Origin of the sequence: Burkholderia pseudomultivorans (genome assembly GCF_902499075.1) — a bacterium.
GTDB lineage: Bacteria > Pseudomonadota > Gammaproteobacteria > Burkholderiales > Burkholderiaceae > Burkholderia > Burkholderia pseudomultivorans.
Genome location: NZ_CABVPP010000019.1, coordinates 40104 through 59375, shown reverse-complemented (window position 1 = coordinate 59375; position 19272 = coordinate 40104). Strand labels below are relative to the sequence as shown.

At 67.1% G+C, this 19272-nt stretch carries 20 protein-coding genes; 9 read left to right on the top strand and 11 right to left on the bottom strand.

The window, feature by feature from the left end:
• Positions 1-163 precede the first annotated feature (163 nt).
• The 4 genes from BST28156_RS15285 to BST28156_RS15270 form a co-directional block, all read right to left on the bottom strand.
• Positions 164-514, bottom strand: a complete 351-nt coding sequence (locus BST28156_RS15285; protein ID WP_009693107.1) for a type II toxin-antitoxin system ChpB family toxin — start codon at positions 512-514, stop codon at positions 164-166.
• A complete protein-coding gene (locus BST28156_RS15280; protein WP_006397258.1) occupies positions 508-759 on the bottom strand; it encodes an AbrB/MazE/SpoVT family DNA-binding domain-containing protein in 252 nt (83 codons plus the stop codon). The genes BST28156_RS15285 and BST28156_RS15280 overlap by 7 nt, the downstream gene beginning before the upstream one ends.
• Positions 760-1075: 316 nt before the next feature.
• Complete coding sequence (locus tag BST28156_RS15275; protein WP_174902609.1) at positions 1076-2569, bottom strand: M81 family metallopeptidase; 1494 nt, start codon at positions 2567-2569, stop codon at positions 1076-1078.
• Between the two features lie 100 nt (positions 2570-2669).
• Complete coding sequence (locus tag BST28156_RS15270; RefSeq protein ID WP_060240642.1) at positions 2670-3974, bottom strand: MFS transporter; 1305 nt, start codon at positions 3972-3974, stop codon at positions 2670-2672.
• 141 nt (positions 3975-4115) lie between these two features.
• Here BST28156_RS15270 and BST28156_RS15265 point away from each other — a divergent pair, with 141 nt between their 5' ends.
• Complete coding sequence (locus BST28156_RS15265; RefSeq protein ID WP_174902608.1) at positions 4116-5087, top strand: LysR family transcriptional regulator; 972 nt, start codon at positions 4116-4118, stop codon at positions 5085-5087.
• A gap of 12 nt (positions 5088-5099) precedes the next feature.
• Here the strand turns inward: BST28156_RS15265 and BST28156_RS15260 are convergent, their stop codons facing one another.
• The gene (locus tag BST28156_RS15260; RefSeq protein WP_174902607.1) at positions 5100-5990 is read right to left on the bottom strand and encodes a LysR family transcriptional regulator; all 891 of its coding nucleotides are present in this window, start codon (positions 5988-5990) and stop codon (positions 5100-5102) included.
• A gap of 99 nt (positions 5991-6089) precedes the next feature.
• Here BST28156_RS15260 and BST28156_RS15255 point away from each other — a divergent pair, with 99 nt between their 5' ends.
• The gene (locus BST28156_RS15255) at positions 6090-6530 is read left to right on the top strand and encodes a PACE efflux transporter (protein ID WP_040130938.1); all 441 of its coding nucleotides are present in this window, start codon (positions 6090-6092) and stop codon (positions 6528-6530) included.
• Positions 6531-6645: 115 nt separating this feature from the next.
• Here the strand turns inward: BST28156_RS15255 and BST28156_RS15250 are convergent, their stop codons facing one another.
• The gene (locus BST28156_RS15250; protein ID WP_174902606.1) at positions 6646-7500 is read right to left on the bottom strand and encodes an alpha/beta fold hydrolase; all 855 of its coding nucleotides are present in this window, start codon (positions 7498-7500) and stop codon (positions 6646-6648) included.
• Positions 7501-8067: 567 nt separating this feature from the next.
• Between BST28156_RS15250 and BST28156_RS15245 the strand changes: the two genes are divergently transcribed.
• From BST28156_RS15245 to BST28156_RS15235, 3 genes are read left to right on the top strand one after another with little or no spacing between them, the layout of a single operon-like run.
• Positions 8068-8649, top strand: coding sequence for a PAAR domain-containing protein (locus tag BST28156_RS15245; protein ID WP_081056771.1), 582 nt, complete (start codon positions 8068-8070; stop codon positions 8647-8649).
• The gene (locus BST28156_RS15240) at positions 8642-9277 is read left to right on the top strand and encodes a type VI secretion system amidase effector protein Tae4 (protein ID WP_059606186.1); all 636 of its coding nucleotides are present in this window, start codon (positions 8642-8644) and stop codon (positions 9275-9277) included. The genes BST28156_RS15245 and BST28156_RS15240 overlap by 8 nt, the downstream gene beginning before the upstream one ends.
• Entirely contained in the window at positions 9274-9582 is a 309-nt protein-coding gene (locus BST28156_RS15235) for a hypothetical protein (RefSeq protein WP_059606189.1), read from the top strand. The genes BST28156_RS15240 and BST28156_RS15235 overlap by 4 nt, the downstream gene beginning before the upstream one ends.
• 63 nt (positions 9583-9645) lie before the next feature.
• On the opposite strand, the gene BST28156_RS15230 is transcribed toward BST28156_RS15235, so the two are convergent.
• From BST28156_RS15230 to BST28156_RS15210, 5 genes are all read right to left on the bottom strand, one after another.
• A complete protein-coding gene (locus BST28156_RS15230; RefSeq protein ID WP_174902605.1) occupies positions 9646-9975 on the bottom strand; it encodes a DUF3579 domain-containing protein in 330 nt (109 codons plus the stop codon).
• Positions 9976-9997: 22 nt separating this feature from the next.
• Complete coding sequence (locus tag BST28156_RS15225) at positions 9998-11359, bottom strand: sigma-54-dependent transcriptional regulator (protein WP_174902604.1); 1362 nt, start codon at positions 11357-11359, stop codon at positions 9998-10000.
• Positions 11349-13232: a sensor histidine kinase gene (locus BST28156_RS15220; protein ID WP_060240648.1), complete on the bottom strand. Its 1884-nt coding sequence runs from the start codon at positions 13230-13232 to the stop codon at positions 11349-11351. Before BST28156_RS15220 ends, BST28156_RS15225 begins: the two co-directional genes overlap by 11 nt.
• 118 nt (positions 13233-13350) lie before the next feature.
• Positions 13351-14715, bottom strand: a complete 1365-nt coding sequence (locus tag BST28156_RS15215; protein WP_060240649.1) for a 2-hydroxycarboxylate transporter family protein — start codon at positions 14713-14715, stop codon at positions 13351-13353.
• A gap of 57 nt (positions 14716-14772) precedes the next feature.
• Positions 14773-15102 carry a hypothetical protein gene (locus BST28156_RS15210; RefSeq protein ID WP_174902603.1) on the bottom strand — a complete coding sequence of 110 codons (330 nt, stop codon included), beginning with the start codon at positions 15100-15102 and terminating at the stop codon, positions 14773-14775.
• Positions 15103-15134: 32 nt separating this feature from the next.
• Here BST28156_RS15210 and BST28156_RS15205 point away from each other — a divergent pair, with 32 nt between their 5' ends.
• Genes BST28156_RS15205 through BST28156_RS15190 form a run of 4 tightly spaced genes read left to right on the top strand, consistent with a single transcriptional unit; the run spans position 15135 to position 19237 of the window.
• Entirely contained in the window at positions 15135-15974 is an 840-nt protein-coding gene (locus BST28156_RS15205; RefSeq protein ID WP_174902602.1) for a MetQ/NlpA family ABC transporter substrate-binding protein, read from the top strand.
• Positions 15975-15985: 11 nt separating this feature from the next.
• Entirely contained in the window at positions 15986-17389 is a 1404-nt protein-coding gene (locus tag BST28156_RS15200) for an LLM class flavin-dependent oxidoreductase (protein ID WP_174902601.1), read from the top strand.
• A gap of 17 nt (positions 17390-17406) precedes the next feature.
• Entirely contained in the window at positions 17407-18588 is a 1182-nt protein-coding gene (locus BST28156_RS15195; RefSeq protein WP_174902600.1) for a methionine ABC transporter ATP-binding protein, read from the top strand.
• Complete coding sequence (locus BST28156_RS15190; RefSeq protein ID WP_060240651.1) at positions 18581-19237, top strand: methionine ABC transporter permease; 657 nt, start codon at positions 18581-18583, stop codon at positions 19235-19237. Before BST28156_RS15195 ends, BST28156_RS15190 begins: the two co-directional genes overlap by 8 nt.
• Positions 19238-19272 lie beyond the last annotated feature (35 nt).

The following is a 19272-nucleotide window of genomic DNA, read 5'->3' as shown; positions in this document are numbered from 1 at the left end:
GGCGGATCGCGGCGGGCCGCTGCGCCACATGAAGTTCAATCAGCCCGATCCGCGGCGACGCGGATCGGGATTGCAACTTCCCGCACGCGTTATACCGCTTCCGCTGTGTAAACCTCGGCTCGTCCAGCAGAGAGACTATCCGCCTGGCGGAAAAGCCCTTTCATTATTCGATGATCGTCTGAAGCCGGGCGAGTGCATCTTCCACGACCTCGACAGGCGCGCGTTCGACCTTGCGAGCGCCGCGCGCCTCCAGATCGAGCATGCGAACCATGTTCACCAGCGCGACGCCCTGCGTCTCGGTTCCTGCACCGGACAGCGGGACCGCGAACCCTGCGAACCGGGCAAATTCGCCACCCTGGGTGATCGGTGCGACCAGCGCAACGCCCAAAGCGTTGAACGCTGCCGGGGAGAGCACCAGCGCCGGACGAAAGTCGCCCTGCTGCTCACGACCGAGAGTCGGATTCAGGCTCACGCGCACGATATCGCCTCGCTCGAACTTGACGCGCTTCACCATGCCTCACGCCCCACCGGCTTGACCTCGCCCCATGCAGCCATGTCGGCAGGGAAAGGCGCTTTCGTGTCGCATTGGGCAACGAGATCATCGAGCGAATACTTGCGGCGGGCCGGCGTCAACAACACGCCATCCGGGCGCACGTCCGCGCTCAGCGAACTGCCGACCGTCGCATTGATTTGTTCGAGCAGAACGCTGGGCAAACGAACCGCCGCGCTATTGCCCCATTTTTGAATCTTGAGTTCCATGGCAACCTCCAAATGTTTATCCATTGTAGAAACGCATCGCGCGGATTGCAAGTTATTTGTATCTACAATGAAGATACGCTTGGGAGCTTTCACACGGCTATCGCATCGCGGCGGTGATTGACGTGACACGGGATACCTCCGTACTGCGACTAACGGTCAAGCCGCGCGAGCCTCGCCCGACGGGGCGGCTGGCGTGCCGCCACCCGCCCCGGTCACGCCTCGTCGCCGGCGGCGCGCGGCGCACGACAGATAGGAAAACCCTGCCCGATCCCGAACTGCCGCCAAATCCTCATCCAGCCGTTTCGACGCGAGCGCGTCACGCGCCCTTGAACGCGTCGCCCATCGGCTTCGTCCGCATGCCGTGCGCGAGCCGCGTCCACGGCAGGTCGGCCGGGTCGGCCTGCATCGGCCCGGGCGCCTTGGCGACCAGCACCGCGTGCGCGATGTGCTGGAAGTCGGCGCGGAAATGCACCGAGCTCTTGTTGACGAGGATTTTCATCGCCTCCGGCTCGACGCCCCCCACGCGATACAGATTGCGGTCGAGCATCTGCGCCTTGCCGCCGCTCACGACGATCCGCACGCCGTCGATCTTCAGGCAGGCGACCGGCCCGACGTCGGCGAGCATGCCGTTCATCATCGGCCCGTCGTAGCGGCACACGCCGTCCGATACCGCGACGACCTCGAAGCGTCCGTGAAACGGCTCGTCGCCCGGTACGCCGGAGCCGCCGAGCGACAACTCGATGCAGGCGCCGACGCCCGCCCGTGCGGCCGCCGCCGCCGCGGCCGGATCCCACAGCAGGCCGAGCGCCGCGTCGCGCGCGCCGTTGCGCAGCAACGCGCGCAGCAGGCCCGTCGTGTTGGAGTCGCCGCCCGCGCCGGGGTTGTCCTGCGTGTCGGCGATCACGACGGGCTTGCTCGCACCTTCCGCGAGTCGCATCGCCTCGCGCACCGCGTCGTCGGGCGACAGGAACGGCACCTGCCATTTCGCTTCGTCGCTCAGCATCTTGTCGTACAGCGCCTGCACGGCCGCGTCGACCGCATCGGCGTCGCCATAACCCCAGATGACCGGCCCGCATTCGGGGAAGTCCGCCGCCGGAAAGCCCGGCGCGAACGACAGCGAAGCCACGCCGTCCGTCTCCAGCGCCGCAAGCCGTGCATACATGTTGAGCGCGGGATCGAGCAGCGTGCACATGCCGTTGATCGGAATCAGGAACGGCAGCCGCCGTGCAGCGCGACGCAGCGGACCGCCGCCCGCGAGCAGGCGTTCGAGCAGCGCGGCCGCGCGTTCGCCGGTCTCGGCCATGTCCACGTGCGGGTACGTGCGATAGGCCACCAGCGCGTCGGCACGGCTCAGCATCCGCTCGGTCACGTTCGCGTGCAGGTCGAGCGACGCGACCACCGGCACGTCCGGGCCGATCGCGTCGCGGATGCGTTCCAGCAGCGTCCCTTCGCCGTCGTCGGTATGCTCGGCGACCATCGCGCCGTGCAGGTCGAGATAGACCGCGTCGAAGCCGCCGTGCCGTGCCGCGCCGACGATCTCGCCGGCGATCCGCTCGAACGCGTCCTCGGTGACATGCGCCGAAGGGCTCGCGCCCGCCCAGATCACCGGCTGCAACGCCCAGCCGCGCCGCTGCGCCGCACGGATGAAGCCGCCCGCCGGAATGTTGACGTCGCGCAGCGCGAGCAGGTCGTCGCCGCGTACCATGGCCGGAAACCCTTCGCCGCGCTCGAAATTCGCATAGGCGGCCCGGGTCGGTGCGAAGGTGTTGGTTTCGTGCTGGAAACCGGCAATCAGGATGCGTGTGGTCATGAGACTGAATCCAGGAAGAACGGTCGGTGTGCGCGACGTGCGTCCGGCGGCCGATCCGGCCGGACGGCGCCGCGCGAAGAGCGTGAAGCGGCGCGTCGTATCAGCGCGTCGCGACGGGAAGGCGATTCATGATCAGCGTCGCCACGCCCGCGACCATCAGCGCGACGATCACCAGCAGCCCGGCCTGCATGCTGCCGGTCGCGGTGCGGATCTCGCCGATGACGGTCGGGCTGAGGAAGCCGCCGATCAGGCCGATCGTGTTGATGAGCGCGATGCCGCCCGCGGCCGCGTTGCCCGTCAGGTACTGCGACGGGATTGCCCAGAACACGGTATAGGCCGCCCACGTCATCGCCGTGGCGATCGTCATGCAGACGAGCGATACCGCGAGGTGGCCGTCGGCGAAGGTTGCGGCGGCCAGCGCGGCCGCGCCGACCAGCGCCGATACCGCGCTGTGCAGCCGGCGTTCGCCGCGGCGGTCGGAGCGTCGACCGATCGCGAGCATCGCGCCGGCGGCCGCGATGTACGGAATCATCGAATAGAAGCCGATCTGCATCGTGTCGGTCATGCCGTTGGCCTTGAGGATCGACGGCAGCCAGAAGCTGACCGCGTAGATCCCGCAGATCATCGTGAAGTACGCGAAGGCCAGCAGGTAGACGCGCGGGTCGCGCGCCGCCTGCCCGAACGCATGGTGGCCGGCGGCGGGCGTCTGCAGTTCGGACGCGAGCAGGCTTTTTTCGCGGTCGGTCAGCCACGCCGCATCGGCAGGCCGGTCGGCCAGCACCTTGAGGACCAGCAGGCCGAGCAACGCGCACGGCAGCCCTTCGACGACGAACATCCATTGCCAGCCGGCGAGGCCGTGCGCGCCGTCGAGCGCGGTCATCAGCCAGGTCGACAGCGGCGAGCCGACGATGCCGCCGATCGGGCCCGCAAGCATCACGACGGCCATCACGCCGGCCATGCGCCGCGCGCCGTACCAGTAGGTCAGGTAGAAGATCATCCCCGGCGCGAAGCCGGCCTCGAACACGCCGAGCAGGAAGCGCAGCACGTAGAACGAGGTCTCGCCGCGCACGAACATCATGCCGGCCGACGTCAGGCCCCACAGCACCATGATCCGGCTGATGGTCTTGCGCGCGCCGATCTTCGGCAGCAACAGGTTGCTCGGAATCTCGAACAGCACGTAGCCGAGAAAGAAGATGCCCGCGCCGAGGCCGTATGCCGCATCGGAGAAGCCGAGCGCGCTTTGCATGTGGAGCTTCGCGAAGCCGATGTTCACGCGATCGAGATACGCGAACGTGTAGCACAGCAGCAGGAGCGGCAGCAGGCGCCAGTTCAGCTTGCGATACAGGGCCTGCACGGGTGCGCTGTCCTGGGCCGTCGGGTGGCGCGAGGAGGGTACGGCGGACATATCGGTCTCCAGTGACGTGAGCGTCTTGCAACATTGATCGCGATTGCTGCATCGTCGGAGAGACGAAAAAGCAGAGCAAGAGCAACTTCCGTGCACTAATGTTGCTCCACGGGCAACACGTTACGACACACCGGAATCCCCATGCGCGAACTGAACCAGCGCCGCCTGCGCTACTTTCATGAAGTCCTGACCCATGGCTCGATCCGCGGCGCGGCCGACAGCATCAATACCGCGCCGTCCGTGATCACGCGGCAGATCCGCCTGCTCGAGGAGGAAATCGGCGTCGTGTTGTTCGAGCGCCAGGCGCGCGGCGTGCGGCCGACCGAGGCCGCCGCGCATCTGCTCGAATACTGGCGCGGTTGCCGCTCGCAGCAGGAACTGTTCGAGGAGCGGCTGCAGGCGCTGCAGCGGCTTCAGTCCGGCCAGGTGCGGATCGTGACCAGCGAAGGCTATGTCGACGTGCTGATGGACGAGGTGCTGACCGACTTCTGCATGCGCTATCCGAAACTCGACGTGATCGTCGACGTGCTGCCGGTCAACAACGTGCTGCAGGAGGTGGCCGAGAGCCGCGCGCATATCGGGCTCGCGTACAACCCGCCCGCGCATCCGGAGATTCGCTATCTCGCGACCTCGTCGCAGCCGGTGGTGGCGCTCGTCCATGCGGCCCATCCGCTCGCGGTGCGCGGCGGCCCGGTCCGCGCGCACGAGCTCGGCGAGTATCCGCTCGCGCTGATGCCGCCGGCCTTCGGTCTCGGTCAGGTGGCGCAGATGCTCGCCTATACGGAGAACCTGCCGATCCGCCCGACGCTGACGACCAATTCGCTCGCGGTGCTGCGGCATTTCGTCAAGCGCCATCGAGGCATCACGCTGATCGGCGCGTTCGCGGCTTATCGCGAACTGGACAGCGGCGAGCTCGTCGCGCTGCCGATCGAGCATCCGTTGTTCGATTCCGCGAAGGCGCGCCTGCTGGTGAAGACGGGGCGGCCGCTCGGTGTGGCGGCCGACACGCTGCTGAATTGCCTGCTGAGCGACATGAAGATGTTCGCGGCGGCGAATGGCGGCGGCCGGACCGGGGGCGCCGCGCGGAAGCGGGCGGCCAGGCGCGCGCGGTAGCGCCTGTTGCGGTTACGCTGCGTCGCCGCCCGCCCGCAGCGCCCGCACCAGCTCCTTCGCGGCCTTGCCGAGCCCCGTATGCTTCGGCCTGCGCAGATACACGGGCAGCGGCAGCCCGTTGCGGATGTTCGCGAACGCGAGCGGCGCGAGTTCGCCGGCGGCCACGTAGCGGCCGATCACCGACGCCGGCAGGTTCGCCCAGCCGTGGCCGGCCGTCACGAGCGCGATCGCGGTCGCCATGTCGGTCACGTTCCATGTGCGGTTGCCGATCACGGGCCGCACGTCGGTCAGCGGGCGGTCCGGATCGGCGATCACGATCTGCCGGAAGCCCGACAGCCGCTCGATCGCTTCCGGATGCGCGCATTCGGCGATCAGCGGATGACTCGGCGCGGCGACCGCGACGAGCGTCTCGGTCCACAGCGCGTGGATCTGTTCCTGCGGATGAAGATCGAGCCCGCCGTACGCGACGCACAGATCGACGGCGCCGCGATGCAGCGCGTCGACGATCGCATCCTGCGGCGCGGTGACGATGCCGATCGCGAGCGCCGGATATTTCGCGGCGACGGCCGCGAGCGCGCGTGCGACGGGCGCGCCGTCGATCTCCGCGGCGAGGCCGAGCCGCAGCGTGTCCTCGACGCCTTCCGACAGGTGCTGCGCATGCGCGCGCAGCGCGTGCAGCCGCTCGGCGATCGCGCGCGCGTCGGCCAGCAGTGCGGCCATCGCGGCGGTCGGCGTCGGTTCGCGCGTGCCGCGGTCGAACAGCACGAGGTCGAGTTCGGCCTCGAGGTTCGCGATGGCCATGCTGATTGCCGACGGCGTGCGCCCGAGCGCGCGCGCGGCCGCCGAGAACGAGCCCTTGTCGATGACGGTCAGCAGCATGTCGATATGGTCGCTGGTCAGCATGCGATGCCTCCTGTCAGAAAAATTGAAAGCACCTGACTTTTGCGGGCACGGGACCCGCTGCTAGTCTCGCCACCTTGTTCGATTCGAAGGGAGCGATTCATGCAGGGCTGGAAGAGACGCGTAGTTTACGTCGTGATGTTCGAGGCGCTCGGCATCCTGATCGCGTCGACGGTGCTCGGCGCGCTGAGCGGCGCGAGCGCAGAGACGAGCGGCCTGCTCGGCGTGATGATCTCGACAACGGGCGTCACCGTCAATTTCCTGTACAACCTCGCGTTCGAGGCGTGGGAGCGGCGCCGCGCGGCGACGACGCGCACGGTCGGCCGCCGCGTCGTGCATGCGATCGGATTCCAGGTCGCGCTCGTGACCTTCCTGATTCCGCTGATCGCATGGTGGCTCGACGTATCGCTGCTGCAGGCGTTCCTGTTCGACGCGGTGCTGATCGTGTTCTTCCCGATCTTCACGTTCGTGTACAACTGGTCGTTCGATTGCGTGTTCGGCCTGCCGGATGCGGTGACGCGCAACGCGAAGCCGGCGGCCTGATGCCGCGCGCAGCGTGCGTGACGGAGCGGATGTGCCGGCGATGCGGGCGGCGCCCGCATCGTGACCGGACAGATGACGGCGACGGCGGCCCTGAAGCCGCGTCGCGCGACGGCACTTACGCCGCGACGAACTCGTGCACGTAGCGATTGAACACGGCGGGGCTTGCCGCGTTCATCCCGTGCGATGCGCCAGCGACGGTCTGCCGTTGCGCGTTACCGATCCACTGCGCAAGCGTCTCGACGTTGTTGCGGAACATCTTCGGGCTGCGCTGGCCGTCGATCAGCAGCGTACGGCAGGCGATATCGGCCGCGGTGCTCGCCGAATACGCGGGCAGCGGATCGCGCAGCTGCTTCGGCAGCGTGCTGGCGTTGTCGATCGCCATCGTGCGGAAGCGCGACGTGCTCTTCTTCCACGCGCCGGGCAGGCTCACCGAATCGACGAACATTTCGAGGCCCGCCTCGACGCTGCCGCCGCCGATCAGCTCCACCGCCTTCGTGCGCAGCGCCATGGCGGCCGCCGGCAGCTTGGCCTCTTCTCGCACGCCGTCGCGTTGCAGCGGGCCGCCCGGATCGGCGAGCGTCAGCGATTCGACGAGGTGCGGATGCTGGCGCGCGACATTGAAGGCCACGCTGCCGCCGCGCGAATGGCCGACGAGATGGACGGGGCCGAGATCGAGCGCGTCGATGAATTCGGCGAGCTCGTCGACGTGGTTCTGCCAGCCGAACTCGTCCTGGATGCCCGCTTCGATGGCCGGCCAGTAGTGGCTGAGGCTCGGCGCGATGCAGCGGTAGTGGGCCGACAGTGCGGCGAGCTGCGGATCCCAGTAGCGGTAATCGCACAGCGAACCATGAACGAACACCATCGGCGCGCCGCCGCCCCGCTCGACATACGGCAGGCTGATGCCCGACGACAACGTCGCAAATTGCAGGTCCGGATTCGCGAGCACCGAAGGCTCGATTCGCATGTTCATGACTGAAAGACTCAAAGGTGCGTCAACACGACGCAACTATGCCTCAGGGCGAGCTGCAAGCAAAACGCATAATTTTCATCGTCGCGATCAATTTTATTGATGGATCGGGCGGAAAGCCTTGTCGGAGCAAGAGGGCAGGCGATCGGCTTACGGCCATCGGCGTGCCGACGTTCATCTGTTCCATGTAAAGGCGGCGTCGACCGGATGGCCAGCCGCAACGGCGACAGTGCGGACGTGGAATTTGATCGGGCGGGCGTCGTGGTGCTCCAGAGATCGGCACGACGTGGGCCTGTCATTTAACGCGGCCAAGTGAGCACAAAGGGGATCATTGCTGGGCCAAGCGTCAGGAGCGCTTTGCTTTCCGAGGGCGCGCCGATCGCATGATCGATCGCGCGTTGCGTTGATGGACGCATGGGGCAATACAGCACCGCACGTCAATGAAGCAGACGGTCGCTTCCCGCCAGAAAATTGGCGGCGACCAAGTTTTGATAATTAAGACATCCGAATATTATTGAGATATACAGTCGCGCAGCCGCGTTACGATTACGGCTTTCCACGGGGGCGGCAATGAATAGAAGAATTGCGGTTGTTGGCGATGGTCTTTCCAGTGGCGGAACGATTGCTCCATACGGCGGACCACGGCTTCTGGTACATGGCCATCAAGCGGTGTTGATTGGTGGTCAAGCGTTCTGCGCCGCGTGTAAAACCACCGGCATCATTGCGAAGGCCGGTGGTCTGTATCGGCTCAGGTTTCAGGGAGAGGTCGCCCTGGAGCACGATATTGTCCTGTGCGGCTGCTCGACTCCGCCGAGCATCGTCGCGGTACTTGCTGGTGAAGCGTGGTGCGACGATCGGCTCGAGGGTCTCGGCGAGGTCGTTTCGAGCCGCACGTCAACGGACGGAGTCGTGTCGTTGAAGAAAGGTGCATTTGACGAACAAATCGAAGCGGCGACTCGCGATAGTATTTCCGGCGGCTGGGAGAATTACCCCTATTACATTGAGACGGTAGACGGTCGCGTCTATTCTGGCGTACTCGATGCACGAGGCACGTTACCGCGTGTCAACACTGGCGACGAATCACACAACTACACCGTTTACTGGGGTGACGAAGTCATCGCTAAAGAGCATAGCGGAGTAAACCGTGTCTAATCGTCCTACGAAGGTTCGCACAAATGACACACCAAATTCAAAGCGATCCGTACAACTACAAGCCCTGTCCTTTCAAGCGCTTTGGGACGCGTACCCGAAGAATGACCCCTACGATGACCCCACCGGAGAATATAAGAATCAATGCGCCATTCGCATGAGCGTCACCTTTCATCGCATCGGAAGCGACATGAAGTCGTTTTCTCAAAACGTGCTGAAGCCGATGCCCGGCAAGAGGACATTGGGCCGCCTGATACTCGGCGGAAAAGCGACTGCGACGCGCGCTTACGAACTGGCTGAGTGGCTCAAGCTTCGCCCGTTCCTTGGGCTTGGCAAACCTGAAAACATTACTGGTCAGGATTGGCAGGAAAAAATCGACGGCCGAACCGGTATCATCTATTTCTTCGGATATTGGCGTCAGGAGGGAGATTCCCGCGATGCACTGAGCGGCGGTCATATTGACCTATGGAACAAAGACACGCTTACGCCGTCCTTTGCGTCGTTCTGGCGGTTTCGTGTGGGTAGACGAACGATGCCGGACCTACGGTCCTGGTTTCGTCCCGGCGGCAACGAGAACTGGATATCAGACTTGGCGGCATCCAAAGAGATTTTGTTTTGGGAAGTGAGATGAAGCGTATGGCTTTCGCCGTTCTAGGCTTCGTATGGGGACTTCTCGTGACGGGCGCATCGTTCTATGTTTTCAACCGCCAGGACTGGGCCAAGCCGTCACGCCCGGCAGTCGGTTGCGGCGAATCCTGCGCATCCCACGCTGGCTTGGTCGCAACGATGCTCTTCATTCTTCTATGGCCATCGATCGCGTGTGCAGTGCTCAATGCTATCGCCTACAGACGTTGGTCATTACGCAAATGGTGCATCACGTTCGTCGTCGTGACCCTGTTGGCGATTCTGTTTCATCTCGCCACCTACGTGACCTGACCAATCGGTCCTACCGATAACGGATGAAATACCGCGCGATCGTTATGCCGCGTTTCGCATGAATCACCGCACCGCCAACACCGGCGCCGTCCGAACCTCGACAGGCAGATCGTTGTCCGCCGCGAACTGCATCGCGAAGTCGAACGCGTCCGCGCACACGCTGCGCAGCTCGCCCGACACGAACAGGCATTTGACGCCGCCCGCGACGACCGGCATCGCCAGCCGCGTGAGCGCACCCGGATGGCCGGGCCGCCGTTCGCCGACGAACAGCGTGATGACGCCCGCGAGGCGCTCGGGCCAGTCGCTCGGGCGAAAGGTTTTCTGCGCGCGCGTGACGCCGCGGATCAGGTAGCCGTCGATGCGGTCCTGCTCGGTGATTTCGATGCGATCCATGCCGGTGCGGTCCTCGTTCGCGTCATTCGCCGCCATCGGCCGCCGCGTCGCCGCGCGCGGGAATCCGGAGGTTGCGCAGCTTGTGATAGAGCGTTTTCTTCGGCATCCCGAGCGCGACGCTCGCGTCCGCGACGTTGCCGTGGTGACGCCGCAGCATGTCCTCGATCAGCATGCGCTCGAAATACGCGAGCTGCTCCGCGAGCGTGCTTCCCGCCGCGCTCGGGCCGCCGGCCGACAGCAGGCTGTCGCCGGTCAGGCCGAGCACGAAGCGATCCGCGACGTTCTGCAGCTCGCGCACGTTGCCGGGCCACGCGTGCGTCATCAGTTCGGACACCTGGGCAGCGGACACGACCGGCGCCGGCTGGCCGAAGCGCCGCGCCGCCGCGAGCACGAAATGCTCGAACAGCAGCGGCACGTCCTCGCGGCGCTCGCGCAGCGGCGGCAGTTCGATCTGCGCGACGTTCAGGCGGTACAGCAGGTCGGCGCGGAACCGGCCGTCGGCCGCGAGTTCGGCGAGATCGGCCTTCGACGCGGCGATCACGCGGCAGTCGACCGGAATCAGCTCGTTCGCGCCGAGCCGCTCGACCACGCGTTCCTGCAGCACGCGCAGCATCTTGATCTGCAGCGGGATCGGCATCGTCTCGATCTCGTCGAGAAACAGCGTGCCGCCGTGCGCCCATTCGATCTTGCCGATCCGCTTCTTGATCGCGCCGGTGAACGCGCCGGCCTCGTGGCCGAACAGCTCGCTCTCGAAGATCTGCTCGGGCAGCCCGCCGCAGTTCAGCGCGACGAAATGCGCATCGCGCCGGCTGCCGAAATCGTGCAGGCTGCGCGCGATCAGCTCCTTGCCGGTGCCGGTCTCGCCGGTGATCAGCACCGACACCGACGTATCGGCGAGGCGCAGGATCTTCTTGCGCACGTCGGCCATCGCGGGCGACTTGCCGAGCACGAACGCCTCGATGCCCTGCCAGTTGTTCAGCACCGCGCGCAGCCCCTGCACCTCGAGCGTGAGGCGGCGCTTCTCGACCGCGCGCGCGACGCGGCCCGCGATCAGGTCCGACGAAAACGGCTTCTCGATGAAGTCGTAGGCACCGACCTGCATCGCGCCGACCGCCGTCGAGATGTCCGCGTGGCCGCTGATCAGCACGACCGGGATCTGCGCATCGACGGCCATCACGCGTTCGAGCAGCTGCAGCCCGTCGATGCCGGGCATCCGCACGTCCGACACGATCACGACCGGCGCGCCTGGCGCGACCTGCGCGAGCGCGTCGGCGGCCGATGCGTATGCGTCGACCGGAAACCCGGCGAGCGCGACAGCCTGCTCGACGCCGATCCGGACGTTTTCATCGTCCTCGACGACCAGCACGCGGATTTCATCTTCCATGTTCTGTCCTTTGCGGCGTGGCCGCCGCGAATTCGATACTGAACTGCGCGCCGCCGCCGTCGCGGTTGGTCGCGGCGATCTTCGCGCCGAACCCCTCGACGATCCGCGACGTGATCGCGAGACCGAGCCCGAGGCCCTGGCCGCGCGGCTTGGTCGTGACGAACGGCTCGAACAGGTGCGGCAGCACGTCGGGCGCGATGCCGGCGCCGCTGTCGGCGATCGTGAAGCGCACGCGGCCGTGAGCTTCGTCAACGGCGGCGTCGATGACGATCCGCCGCACCGGCGCGTCGTGCACCGCGTCGAGTGCGTTGCCGAGCAGGTTCACGATCACCTGCTGCAACTGGCTCGATTCGGCGGAGACCGTCGTGCCGGCCGGAATGTTCACGTCGAGCTGCACGCCTTCGTCGCGGATCCGCGCGTCGTAGATCAGCCGCGCATGCGCGACGGCCTCCGCGAGCGACACCGCGACGCGCTCGACGTCGGGCTTGCGCGCGAAGGTCTTCAGTTCGCCGGTGAGCACGGCCATGCTGTCGACGAGCTTGCCGATCCGTTCGAGATTCGCGTAGGCCGGTGCCGGCTGGCCGCGCTCGAAGAAGGTGCGCGCGTTGTCGCACAGCGTGCGGATCGCGACCAGCGGCTGGTTCAGCTCGTGCGTGAGGCCTGCGGCCATCTGCCCGAGCACCGCGAGCTTGCCCGCGTGCACGACTTCCTGCTGCGAATCGCGCAGCCGCTGCTCGGTGCGCTCGCGTTCGACGATCTCGCGCTGCATCCGTTCGTTCGCGGCCGTCAACGCGGCCGTGCGCTGCGCGACGGTCAGTTCGAGCCGGTCGTTCGCGCGGCGCAGCGCGTCCTGCGCGCTCAGCCGTGCCGCGATCGCGCGGCGGCGCTGGATCGCATAGCCGGCCAGCAGCGCGGCGATCAGGAACGCGCCGGTGACGAACACGAACGCCGTCTGCTGCTGGCGCCGTGCGCCCGCGATGTCGAGCAGCACCATCAGCGAATCGCCCGCCTGCGGCGCGGGACGCGACATCACCAGGTAGCGCGTCGCCCGCCCCGCGCGGCGCGGATCGGGGAACGTGCCGAACCACGCGGCGGCGCTGCGGTCGCCGATGCGGCGGTACGGCAGCGCGTCGACGGTGCGGCCCGCGTACTGGCGCGACGCCTGGATGTCGCGCTGCTGCTGCGCGGTGATCGGGCGCAGCGCGGTGAATTTCCACGCGGGTTCGGTCGAGATCACGACCACGCCGTTGCCGTCGACGACCATCGCGGCGACGCCCGGCGCGCGCCACGCCGATTCGAGCGGATCGACGCTGACCTTGACGGCCGCCGCGCCGATCGGCACGCCGCCGTCGCGCACCGCGCTCGCGAAGTAGACGCCCGGCACGCCGGTATTGGTGCCGATGCCGAAGAAGCGGCCGCTGCCGCGCGCGAGCGCGTCCTTGAAGTACGGCCGGTACGACACGTTCGTGCCGACGAAGCTGAGCGCCTCGTTCCAGTTGCTGGCGGCGATCACCTCGCCGCGCAGGTCGATCACGTCGACCGCGCCGCTGCCCGCGTCGCGGTTCACGGCCTCGAGATAGGTGTTCACCGTGTGCACGAGTTCGGGCGCGCCGTGCGGCGACGCCTTCAGCAGCGCGCGCACGCCGTCCTGCCGCGCGACCAGTGCGGGCAGGATCTCGAAGCGGCCGAGCTCGCTCTTCAGGCTCGACGCATACAGGTCGAGCCGGTGCGCGCCGTTTTCCTCGAGCGCGTCGATCGCGCGCTCCCACGCGATATCGACGGCCGCGCCCGCCACGCCGACATACAGCACGGCGGCCGACGCCCAGCCCCACCACGGGATTCCCTTGAAGCTCTTCTGCACGTTCGCCCTCATCGAAGCCCGCATCGGCGTGAACCGGTGCTCGCCGGCCGGAACGACGCGCGCCGCGCGCCGGCAGGACCGGCGGCGGCGCGTGCGGGGCAGCCGGCGCGACGGTGCGCGCGGCGGCGCGTCATCCGAAGTGGGCGACCAGGATCAGCGTGACCGTGACGACGATCGCGCCGCCGATGCGCGTCGCGATCTGCGCGAACGGCATCAGCTGCATCCGGTTCGCGGCGGTCAGGATCGCGACGTCGCCGGTGCCGCCCTGGCCGCTGTGGCAGGCGTTCACGATTGCGGTGTCGATAGGGTACATCTTCATCAGGCGGCCGACCACGAAACCGGTGCCCATCAGCGTCGCGACCGTCGCCACGATCGTCACGACGTTGACGAGCGTGAACGCGGCGGTCAGCTTGTCCCACGGCGTCATCGCGACGCCGATCGCGAACAGCAGCGGATACGTGACGGCAGTCGAGAAGAACTTGTAGACGACGAACGCGCCTTCCTGCAGCGGCGGCGACACCGCGCGCGCGAGCTTCACGAGCACCGCGAGGAACAGCATCGCGACCGGCGCGGGCAGCCCGAACAGCTTGTGCGCCATCAGGCCGACGAGGTACAGCGTGATCGCCGTGATGCCGGCGCCCGCAATATGCGACACGTCGACGTGGCCGCGGAGCTCTTCGCTTTCCGGCGTCATGTCGCCGCTTTCGCCGACCTGCAGGCGGCCGTTGCCGGTCAGGTGCGGCAGGCGCTTGCCGAGCATGTCGAGCGCGCCCGACAGGATGATCGCGGTCAGGCTGCCGAGCATCACCGGCGGCAGCACCATCGCGAACATCTCGCCCTGCGGCAGGTGCATCAGTTCCGAATAGCCGATCGACAGCGGAATCGCGCCTTCGCCGACGCCGCCGGCCATGATCGGCACGACGATGTACAGCAGCGTGTGGCGCGCGCCGAGGCCGAGCGCGGTACCGACGGCCGTGCCGACGATCGCCGCGGCGACCGAGCCTGCCGCGAGCGGCACGAAGATCTTCAGGAAGCCCTGGATCAGCACGCGGCGATCCATGCTCAGGATGCTGCCGACGATGATCGACGCGATGAACAGGTACAGGAAGTTGGTCGACTTCGTGAATTCGACGGTGAGGTTCAGCACCGGCTTCGGCAGCACGTGGTAGTACGTGAGCGCCGACGGCACGAAGGTCGCGAAGATCGCGGCCGCGCCGATGTTGCGCAGCAGCGGCAGGCGCTTGCCGAGTTCCGCGCACGTGAAGCCGAAGAACGCGAGCACCGCGATCGCCATCGAGATTTCGCCGGGCACCTTGCCCGTCACCGAGAAACCGACGATCAGCGCGAGCAGGATGAAGTAGACAGGCAGCGGAATGATGCCGATGCGGATTTCCATCAGCTTCCACCAGCCTTCCGGCCAGAAGCGCTCGCGCGTGGCGGGGCGGGCGTCGGAAATCGGCTCCGGACGGGACGGGGTATGGATAGAGGTCTGCAAGACGTGTCTCCTGATGTTGGAATGCCGGCAGTGCGTCGCGGCATCGTGTGCCGACTATTACGCAACGTCCGTGCCAGGAGCGTCTTTCTTGTTGACCTTGCAAACCTTTGATTTAAAAGGAATTCGTTTCGTCTGCCGAAAGGGCCGCGCAGACGCCGTTCCGAGATTTCGGAATTCGGCCGCCGCGCAGGCCGAGATCTCGGCCAGGCCCGCGGTCGCGGCCTCGCGGCGGCCTTTATCGCGCCATATCGCCGGACGCGATTTTCTTCGCACAATCGCTTCGTAGACCGCCCCCGCGCCGCTCTCTATCATCGGCTGATCCGTTTCCGATGCGACGACGACTGTCCGGAGAACGCCCGCGCGTTCGCCGCGGCGTCGCTCATCCATCGCTACCGTCTTTGGACAGGAGAGTGGTTTCCATGCTGCACGCCGTTTTTTCCGCCCGCGTCTTTTCCGGGCGGTTCGCCCGTTCCGTCCGGCTGTTCGCGGCCGCGCTCGTCGGTGTCGCGCTGCTGAACGGCGCGCGGGCCGACACCGCGCCGCTGAAGGTCGGCATCGCGACGAGCCCGCAGATCGATGCGCTGAAGATCGCCGCGAAGGAGGCGAAGGCGCAGGGGCTCGACGTGAAGATCATCGAGTTCACCGACTGGAACACGCCGAACGCGGCGCTCGCGAACAAGGACATCGACGTCAACTACTTCCAGCACATCCCGTTTCTCGAGAACGCGAAGAAGCAGGGCGGCTACGACTTCGTCGCGATCGCGCCCGGCACGATCATGAAGATCGGCCTCTATTCGAAGAAGGTGAAAAGCTTCGGCGAGCTGAAGGACGGCGCGAAGGTCGCGATCGCGAACGATCCCGTCAACGGCGGGCGCGGGTTGTTGCTGCTGCAGCGCGCGGGCCTGATCACGCTGAAGCCGGGCGCCGACTATCGCGCGACGACGCGCGACATCGTCGCGAACCCGAAGCACCTGAAGATCATCCCGCTCGAAGCGTCGCAGCTCGCGCGCTCGCTCGACGACGTCGATCTCGCGCAGGGCTATCCGAGTTTCATCAAGCTCGCCGGCACGACCGACCCGAACAGTGCGCTGCTGTTCGACGGCACCGAGAACAAGAGCTTCGCGATCCAGTGGGTCGTGCGGCCCGACAGCGTGAACGATCCGCGCATCCGCAAGTTCATCGCGATCTACCAGCATTCGCCGGCGGTGCGCAAGGCGCTCGACAACGCGTTCGGCTCGCTGTACGCGATCGCGTGGTGACGGAGGCGAACATGGCGAACCCGAAGAAGATCCTGCTCAACGCGTTCAACATGAACTGCGTCGGGCACATCAATCACGGTCTGTGGACGCATCCGCGCGACCGCTCCGCGCACTACACCGATCTCGACTACTGGGCCGATCTCGCGAAGACGCTCGAGCGCGGCAAGTTCGACGGCATCTTTCTCGCGGATATCGTCGGCGTGTACGACGTGTTCGGCGGCGGCCCCGACACCGCGCTGCGCGAATCGGTGCAGGTTCCCGTCAACGATCCGCTGCTGCTGGTGCCCGCGATGGCGCAGGTCACGCGGCATCTCGGCTTCGGCGTGACCGCGAACCTGACCTACGAGCCGCCGTACCTGTTCGCGCGCCGCATGTCGACGCTCGATCACCTGACCAAGGGACGGGTCGGCTGGAACATCGTCACCGGTTATCTCGACAGCGCCGCGCGCGGGATGGGGCTCGCGCAGCAGATCGGTCACGACGACCGCTACGAACGCGCGGACGACTACATGGACGTCGTCTACAAGCTGTGGGAGCAGAGCTGGGACGACGACGCGGTGATCCGCGACGCGCGAGCGCGCGTGTTCGCGCAGCCGGGCAAGGTGCGGCGCGTGAAGCACGACGGGCCGTTCTATTCGGTCGATGCGATCCACCTGAGCGAGCCGTCGCCGCAGCGCACGCCGGTGCTGTACCAGGCCGGTTCGTCGGCGCGCGGCGTCGAGTTCGCGGGCCGGCATGCGGAATGCGTGTTCGTGAACGGCCAGAGCAAGGCCGCCGCGCGCGCCGCCGCACTCGACATTCGCGCGGCGGCGGCGCGGCAGGGGCGCGATCCGGCGTCGGTCCGGATCTTTGCCGGCGTCAGCGTCGTGACGGCCGAGACCGAACGGCTTGCGCGCGAGAAATTCGACGAGTACCGCCGCTACGCGAGCCCGGAGGCGGGGCTCGCGCATTTCGCGAGCTCGACCGGCATCGACTTCGCAAAGTACGGCCTCGACGAGCCGATCTCGTATGTGAAGACCGACTCGATCCAGTCGGCCGTCGACGCGATCTCGCGCAAGAGCACGAGCGGTACGTGGACCGTGCGCCGGATGCTCGAACAGATGTCGCTCGGCGGCCGCTATGCGCCGATCGTCGGCTCGCCGTCGCAGGTCGCGGACGAACTGCAGTCGTGGATCGACGAGACCGGCATCGACGGCTTCAACTTGACGCGTACCGTGATGCCCGAGTCGTTCGAGGATTTCGTCGACTGGGTCGTGCCCGAGCTGCAGAACCGCGGCGTCTACAAGGAAGACTACGATCCCGCGCCGACGCTGCGCGAGAAGCTGTTCGGAGCGGGCGCGCGCCTGCCCGCATGGCATACGGGCGCGCAGCACCGGCCGGCCGCGGCCGAATCCGCGCAACCCGCGCATGCATGAACGTGACGGAGCAGGCGATGACGCAATTGTTCGATACGCTGGGTTTCATCGAGGCATCGGCCGTTCGCGCCGGTGCGGCGGCGCACGACGTGGATGATGCGCATCGCGTGGCGCCGGACGGCGTTGCGGCGGTGTCGCTCGAACACGTCGGCAAGGTGTTCGCGACGCCGCGCGGCCAGGCCGCCGCACTGCGCGACGTGACGCTCGACGTGCGGCGCGGCGAGGTGTTCGGCATCATCGGCCGCAGCGGCGCCGGGAAGTCGACGCTGCTGCGGCTCGTCAACGGGCTCGAGCGCCCGAGTTCGGGCCGCGTGCGCGTGCAGGGCGTCGACGTCGGCGCGCTCGACGAGAACGGACTCGTCGCGCTGCGGCGCCGCACCGGCATGGTGTTCCAGCATTTCAACCTGCTGTCCGCGAAGACGGTGTTCGACAACGTCGCGCTGCCGCTGAAGATCGCCGGCGTGCCGAAGCTCGAGCGGGCGCGCAAGGTCGACGCCTTGCTCGAACTCGTCGGGTTGTCCGCGAAGCGCGACGCGTATCCGGCGAGCCTGTCGGGCGGGCAGAAGCAGCGCGTCGGCATTGCGCGTGCGCTGGTGCACGATCCCGAGGTGCTGCTGTGCGACGAGGCGACTTCGGCGCTCGATCCGGAGACGACGCAGTCGATCCTCGCGCTGCTCGCCGACATCAACCGTCGTCTCGGGCTGACGATCGTGCTGATCACGCATGAAATGGAAGTGATCCGCGCGGTGTGCGACACCGTTGCGGTGATCGAGCAGGGCGAAGTCGTCGAAACCGGCCCCGTATGGCGCGTGTTCGGCAACCCGCAGCACGGCGCGACGCGCGCGCTGCTCAGCACGCTCGTGCACGACCTGCCGGCCGAACTCGCCGCGCGCGTGCAGCCGCTGCCCGAGCAGGCCGCGCTGCCCGACGGCGCGCAGGTCGTGCTCGACGTGCGCTACACGGGCGAGAGCGGCGGCGAGCCGGACGTCGGCGCGCTCGCTGCCGCGCTCGGCGGCTCGGTGCGGTTCCTGCATGGCGGCATCGAACGCATCCAGGGCCACGCGCAAGGACGTCTGGTGATCGCGGCGGCGCCGCGCGCGGACGATGCCGGCGGCGCGCCGTCACGCGGCGCGGTTGCCGCGCTGCTCGAACGCGCGCGCCGCCACGCGAATCATGCGGAGGTGCTCGGCTATGTTTGAGCTGTGGTGGCCCGAACTGCTCGACGCGATTCGCGACACGCTGTCGATGGTCGCCGCGTCGGCCGCGATCGCCGCGCTGATCGGCATTCCGCTCGCGGTGATCCTCGTGACGACCGCGCCCGGCGGCATCTACGAGCGGCGCGGCCTGAACGCGGTGCTCGGCGCGCTCGTCAACGTGTTCCGCTCGACGCCCTTCATCATCCTGCTGGTCGCGCTGCTGCCGTTTACGCGCGTGCTGATCGGCACGACGATCGGCGTATGGGCCGCCGTCGTGCCGCTGTCGATCGCCGCGATCCCGTTCTTCGCGCGGATCGCCGAGGTCAGCCTGCGCGAAGTCGACCGCGGGCTGATCGAAGCCGCGCTCGCGATGGGCGCGAAGCGTCGCCATATCGTGTGGCACGTGCTGCTGCCCGAGGCGCTGCCCGGCATGCTCGGCGGCTTCACGATCACGGTCGTCGCGCTGATCGGCTCGACCGCGATGGCGGGCGCCGTCGGCGCGGGCGGCCTCGGCGATCTTGCGATCCGCTACGGCTACCAGCGTTTCGACACCACGGTCATGGCGACCGTGATCGTGATCCTGATCGCGCTCGTCTCGGCCGTGCAAATCACGGGCGACCGCCTGGTCCGACGCGTGACCCGGCGTGCCTGAGCGACGCCACGAGCGTCCGCTCGCCTCATCAACGA

Bases quoted from the DNA above. Each gene is read 5' to 3' on its own strand.
- BST28156_RS15245 (WP_081056771.1), top strand. From the start codon at position 8,068: ATGAATAGAAGAATTGCGGTTGTTGGCGATGGTCTTTCCAGTGGCGGA.
- BST28156_RS15280 (WP_006397258.1), bottom strand. From the start codon at position 759: ATGGAACTCAAGATTCAAAAATGGGGCAATAGCGCGGCGGTTCGTTTG.
- BST28156_RS15250 (WP_174902606.1), bottom strand. From the start codon at position 7,500: ATGAACATGCGAATCGAGCCTTCGGTGCTCGCGAATCCGGACCTGCAA.
- BST28156_RS15220 (WP_060240648.1), bottom strand. From the start codon at position 13,232: ATGAGGGCGAACGTGCAGAAGAGCTTCAAGGGAATCCCGTGGTGGGGC.
- BST28156_RS15230 (WP_174902605.1), bottom strand. From the start codon at position 9,975: ATGGATCGCATCGAAATCACCGAGCAGGACCGCATCGACGGCTACCTG.
- BST28156_RS15255 (WP_040130938.1), top strand. From the start codon at position 6,090: ATGCAGGGCTGGAAGAGACGCGTAGTTTACGTCGTGATGTTCGAGGCG.
- BST28156_RS15210 (WP_174902603.1), bottom strand. From the start codon at position 15,102: ATGGATGAGCGACGCCGCGGCGAACGCGCGGGCGTTCTCCGGACAGTC.
- BST28156_RS15205 (WP_174902602.1), top strand. From the start codon at position 15,135: ATGCTGCACGCCGTTTTTTCCGCCCGCGTCTTTTCCGGGCGGTTCGCC.
- BST28156_RS15285 (WP_009693107.1), bottom strand. From the start codon at position 514: ATGGTGAAGCGCGTCAAGTTCGAGCGAGGCGATATCGTGCGCGTGAGC.
- BST28156_RS15195 (WP_174902600.1), top strand. From the start codon at position 17,407: ATGACGCAATTGTTCGATACGCTGGGTTTCATCGAGGCATCGGCCGTT.
- BST28156_RS15235 (WP_059606189.1), top strand. From the start codon at position 9,274: ATGAAGCGTATGGCTTTCGCCGTTCTAGGCTTCGTATGGGGACTTCTC.
- BST28156_RS15200 (WP_174902601.1), top strand. From the start codon at position 15,986: ATGGCGAACCCGAAGAAGATCCTGCTCAACGCGTTCAACATGAACTGC.
- BST28156_RS15225 (WP_174902604.1), bottom strand. From the start codon at position 11,359: ATGGAAGATGAAATCCGCGTGCTGGTCGTCGAGGACGATGAAAACGTC.
- BST28156_RS15265 (WP_174902608.1), top strand. From the start codon at position 4,116: ATGCGCGAACTGAACCAGCGCCGCCTGCGCTACTTTCATGAAGTCCTG.
- BST28156_RS15190 (WP_060240651.1), top strand. From the start codon at position 18,581: ATGTTTGAGCTGTGGTGGCCCGAACTGCTCGACGCGATTCGCGACACG.
- BST28156_RS15260 (WP_174902607.1), bottom strand. From the start codon at position 5,990: ATGCTGACCAGCGACCATATCGACATGCTGCTGACCGTCATCGACAAG.
- BST28156_RS15275 (WP_174902609.1), bottom strand. From the start codon at position 2,569: ATGACCACACGCATCCTGATTGCCGGTTTCCAGCACGAAACCAACACC.
- BST28156_RS15270 (WP_060240642.1), bottom strand. From the start codon at position 3,974: ATGTCCGCCGTACCCTCCTCGCGCCACCCGACGGCCCAGGACAGCGCA.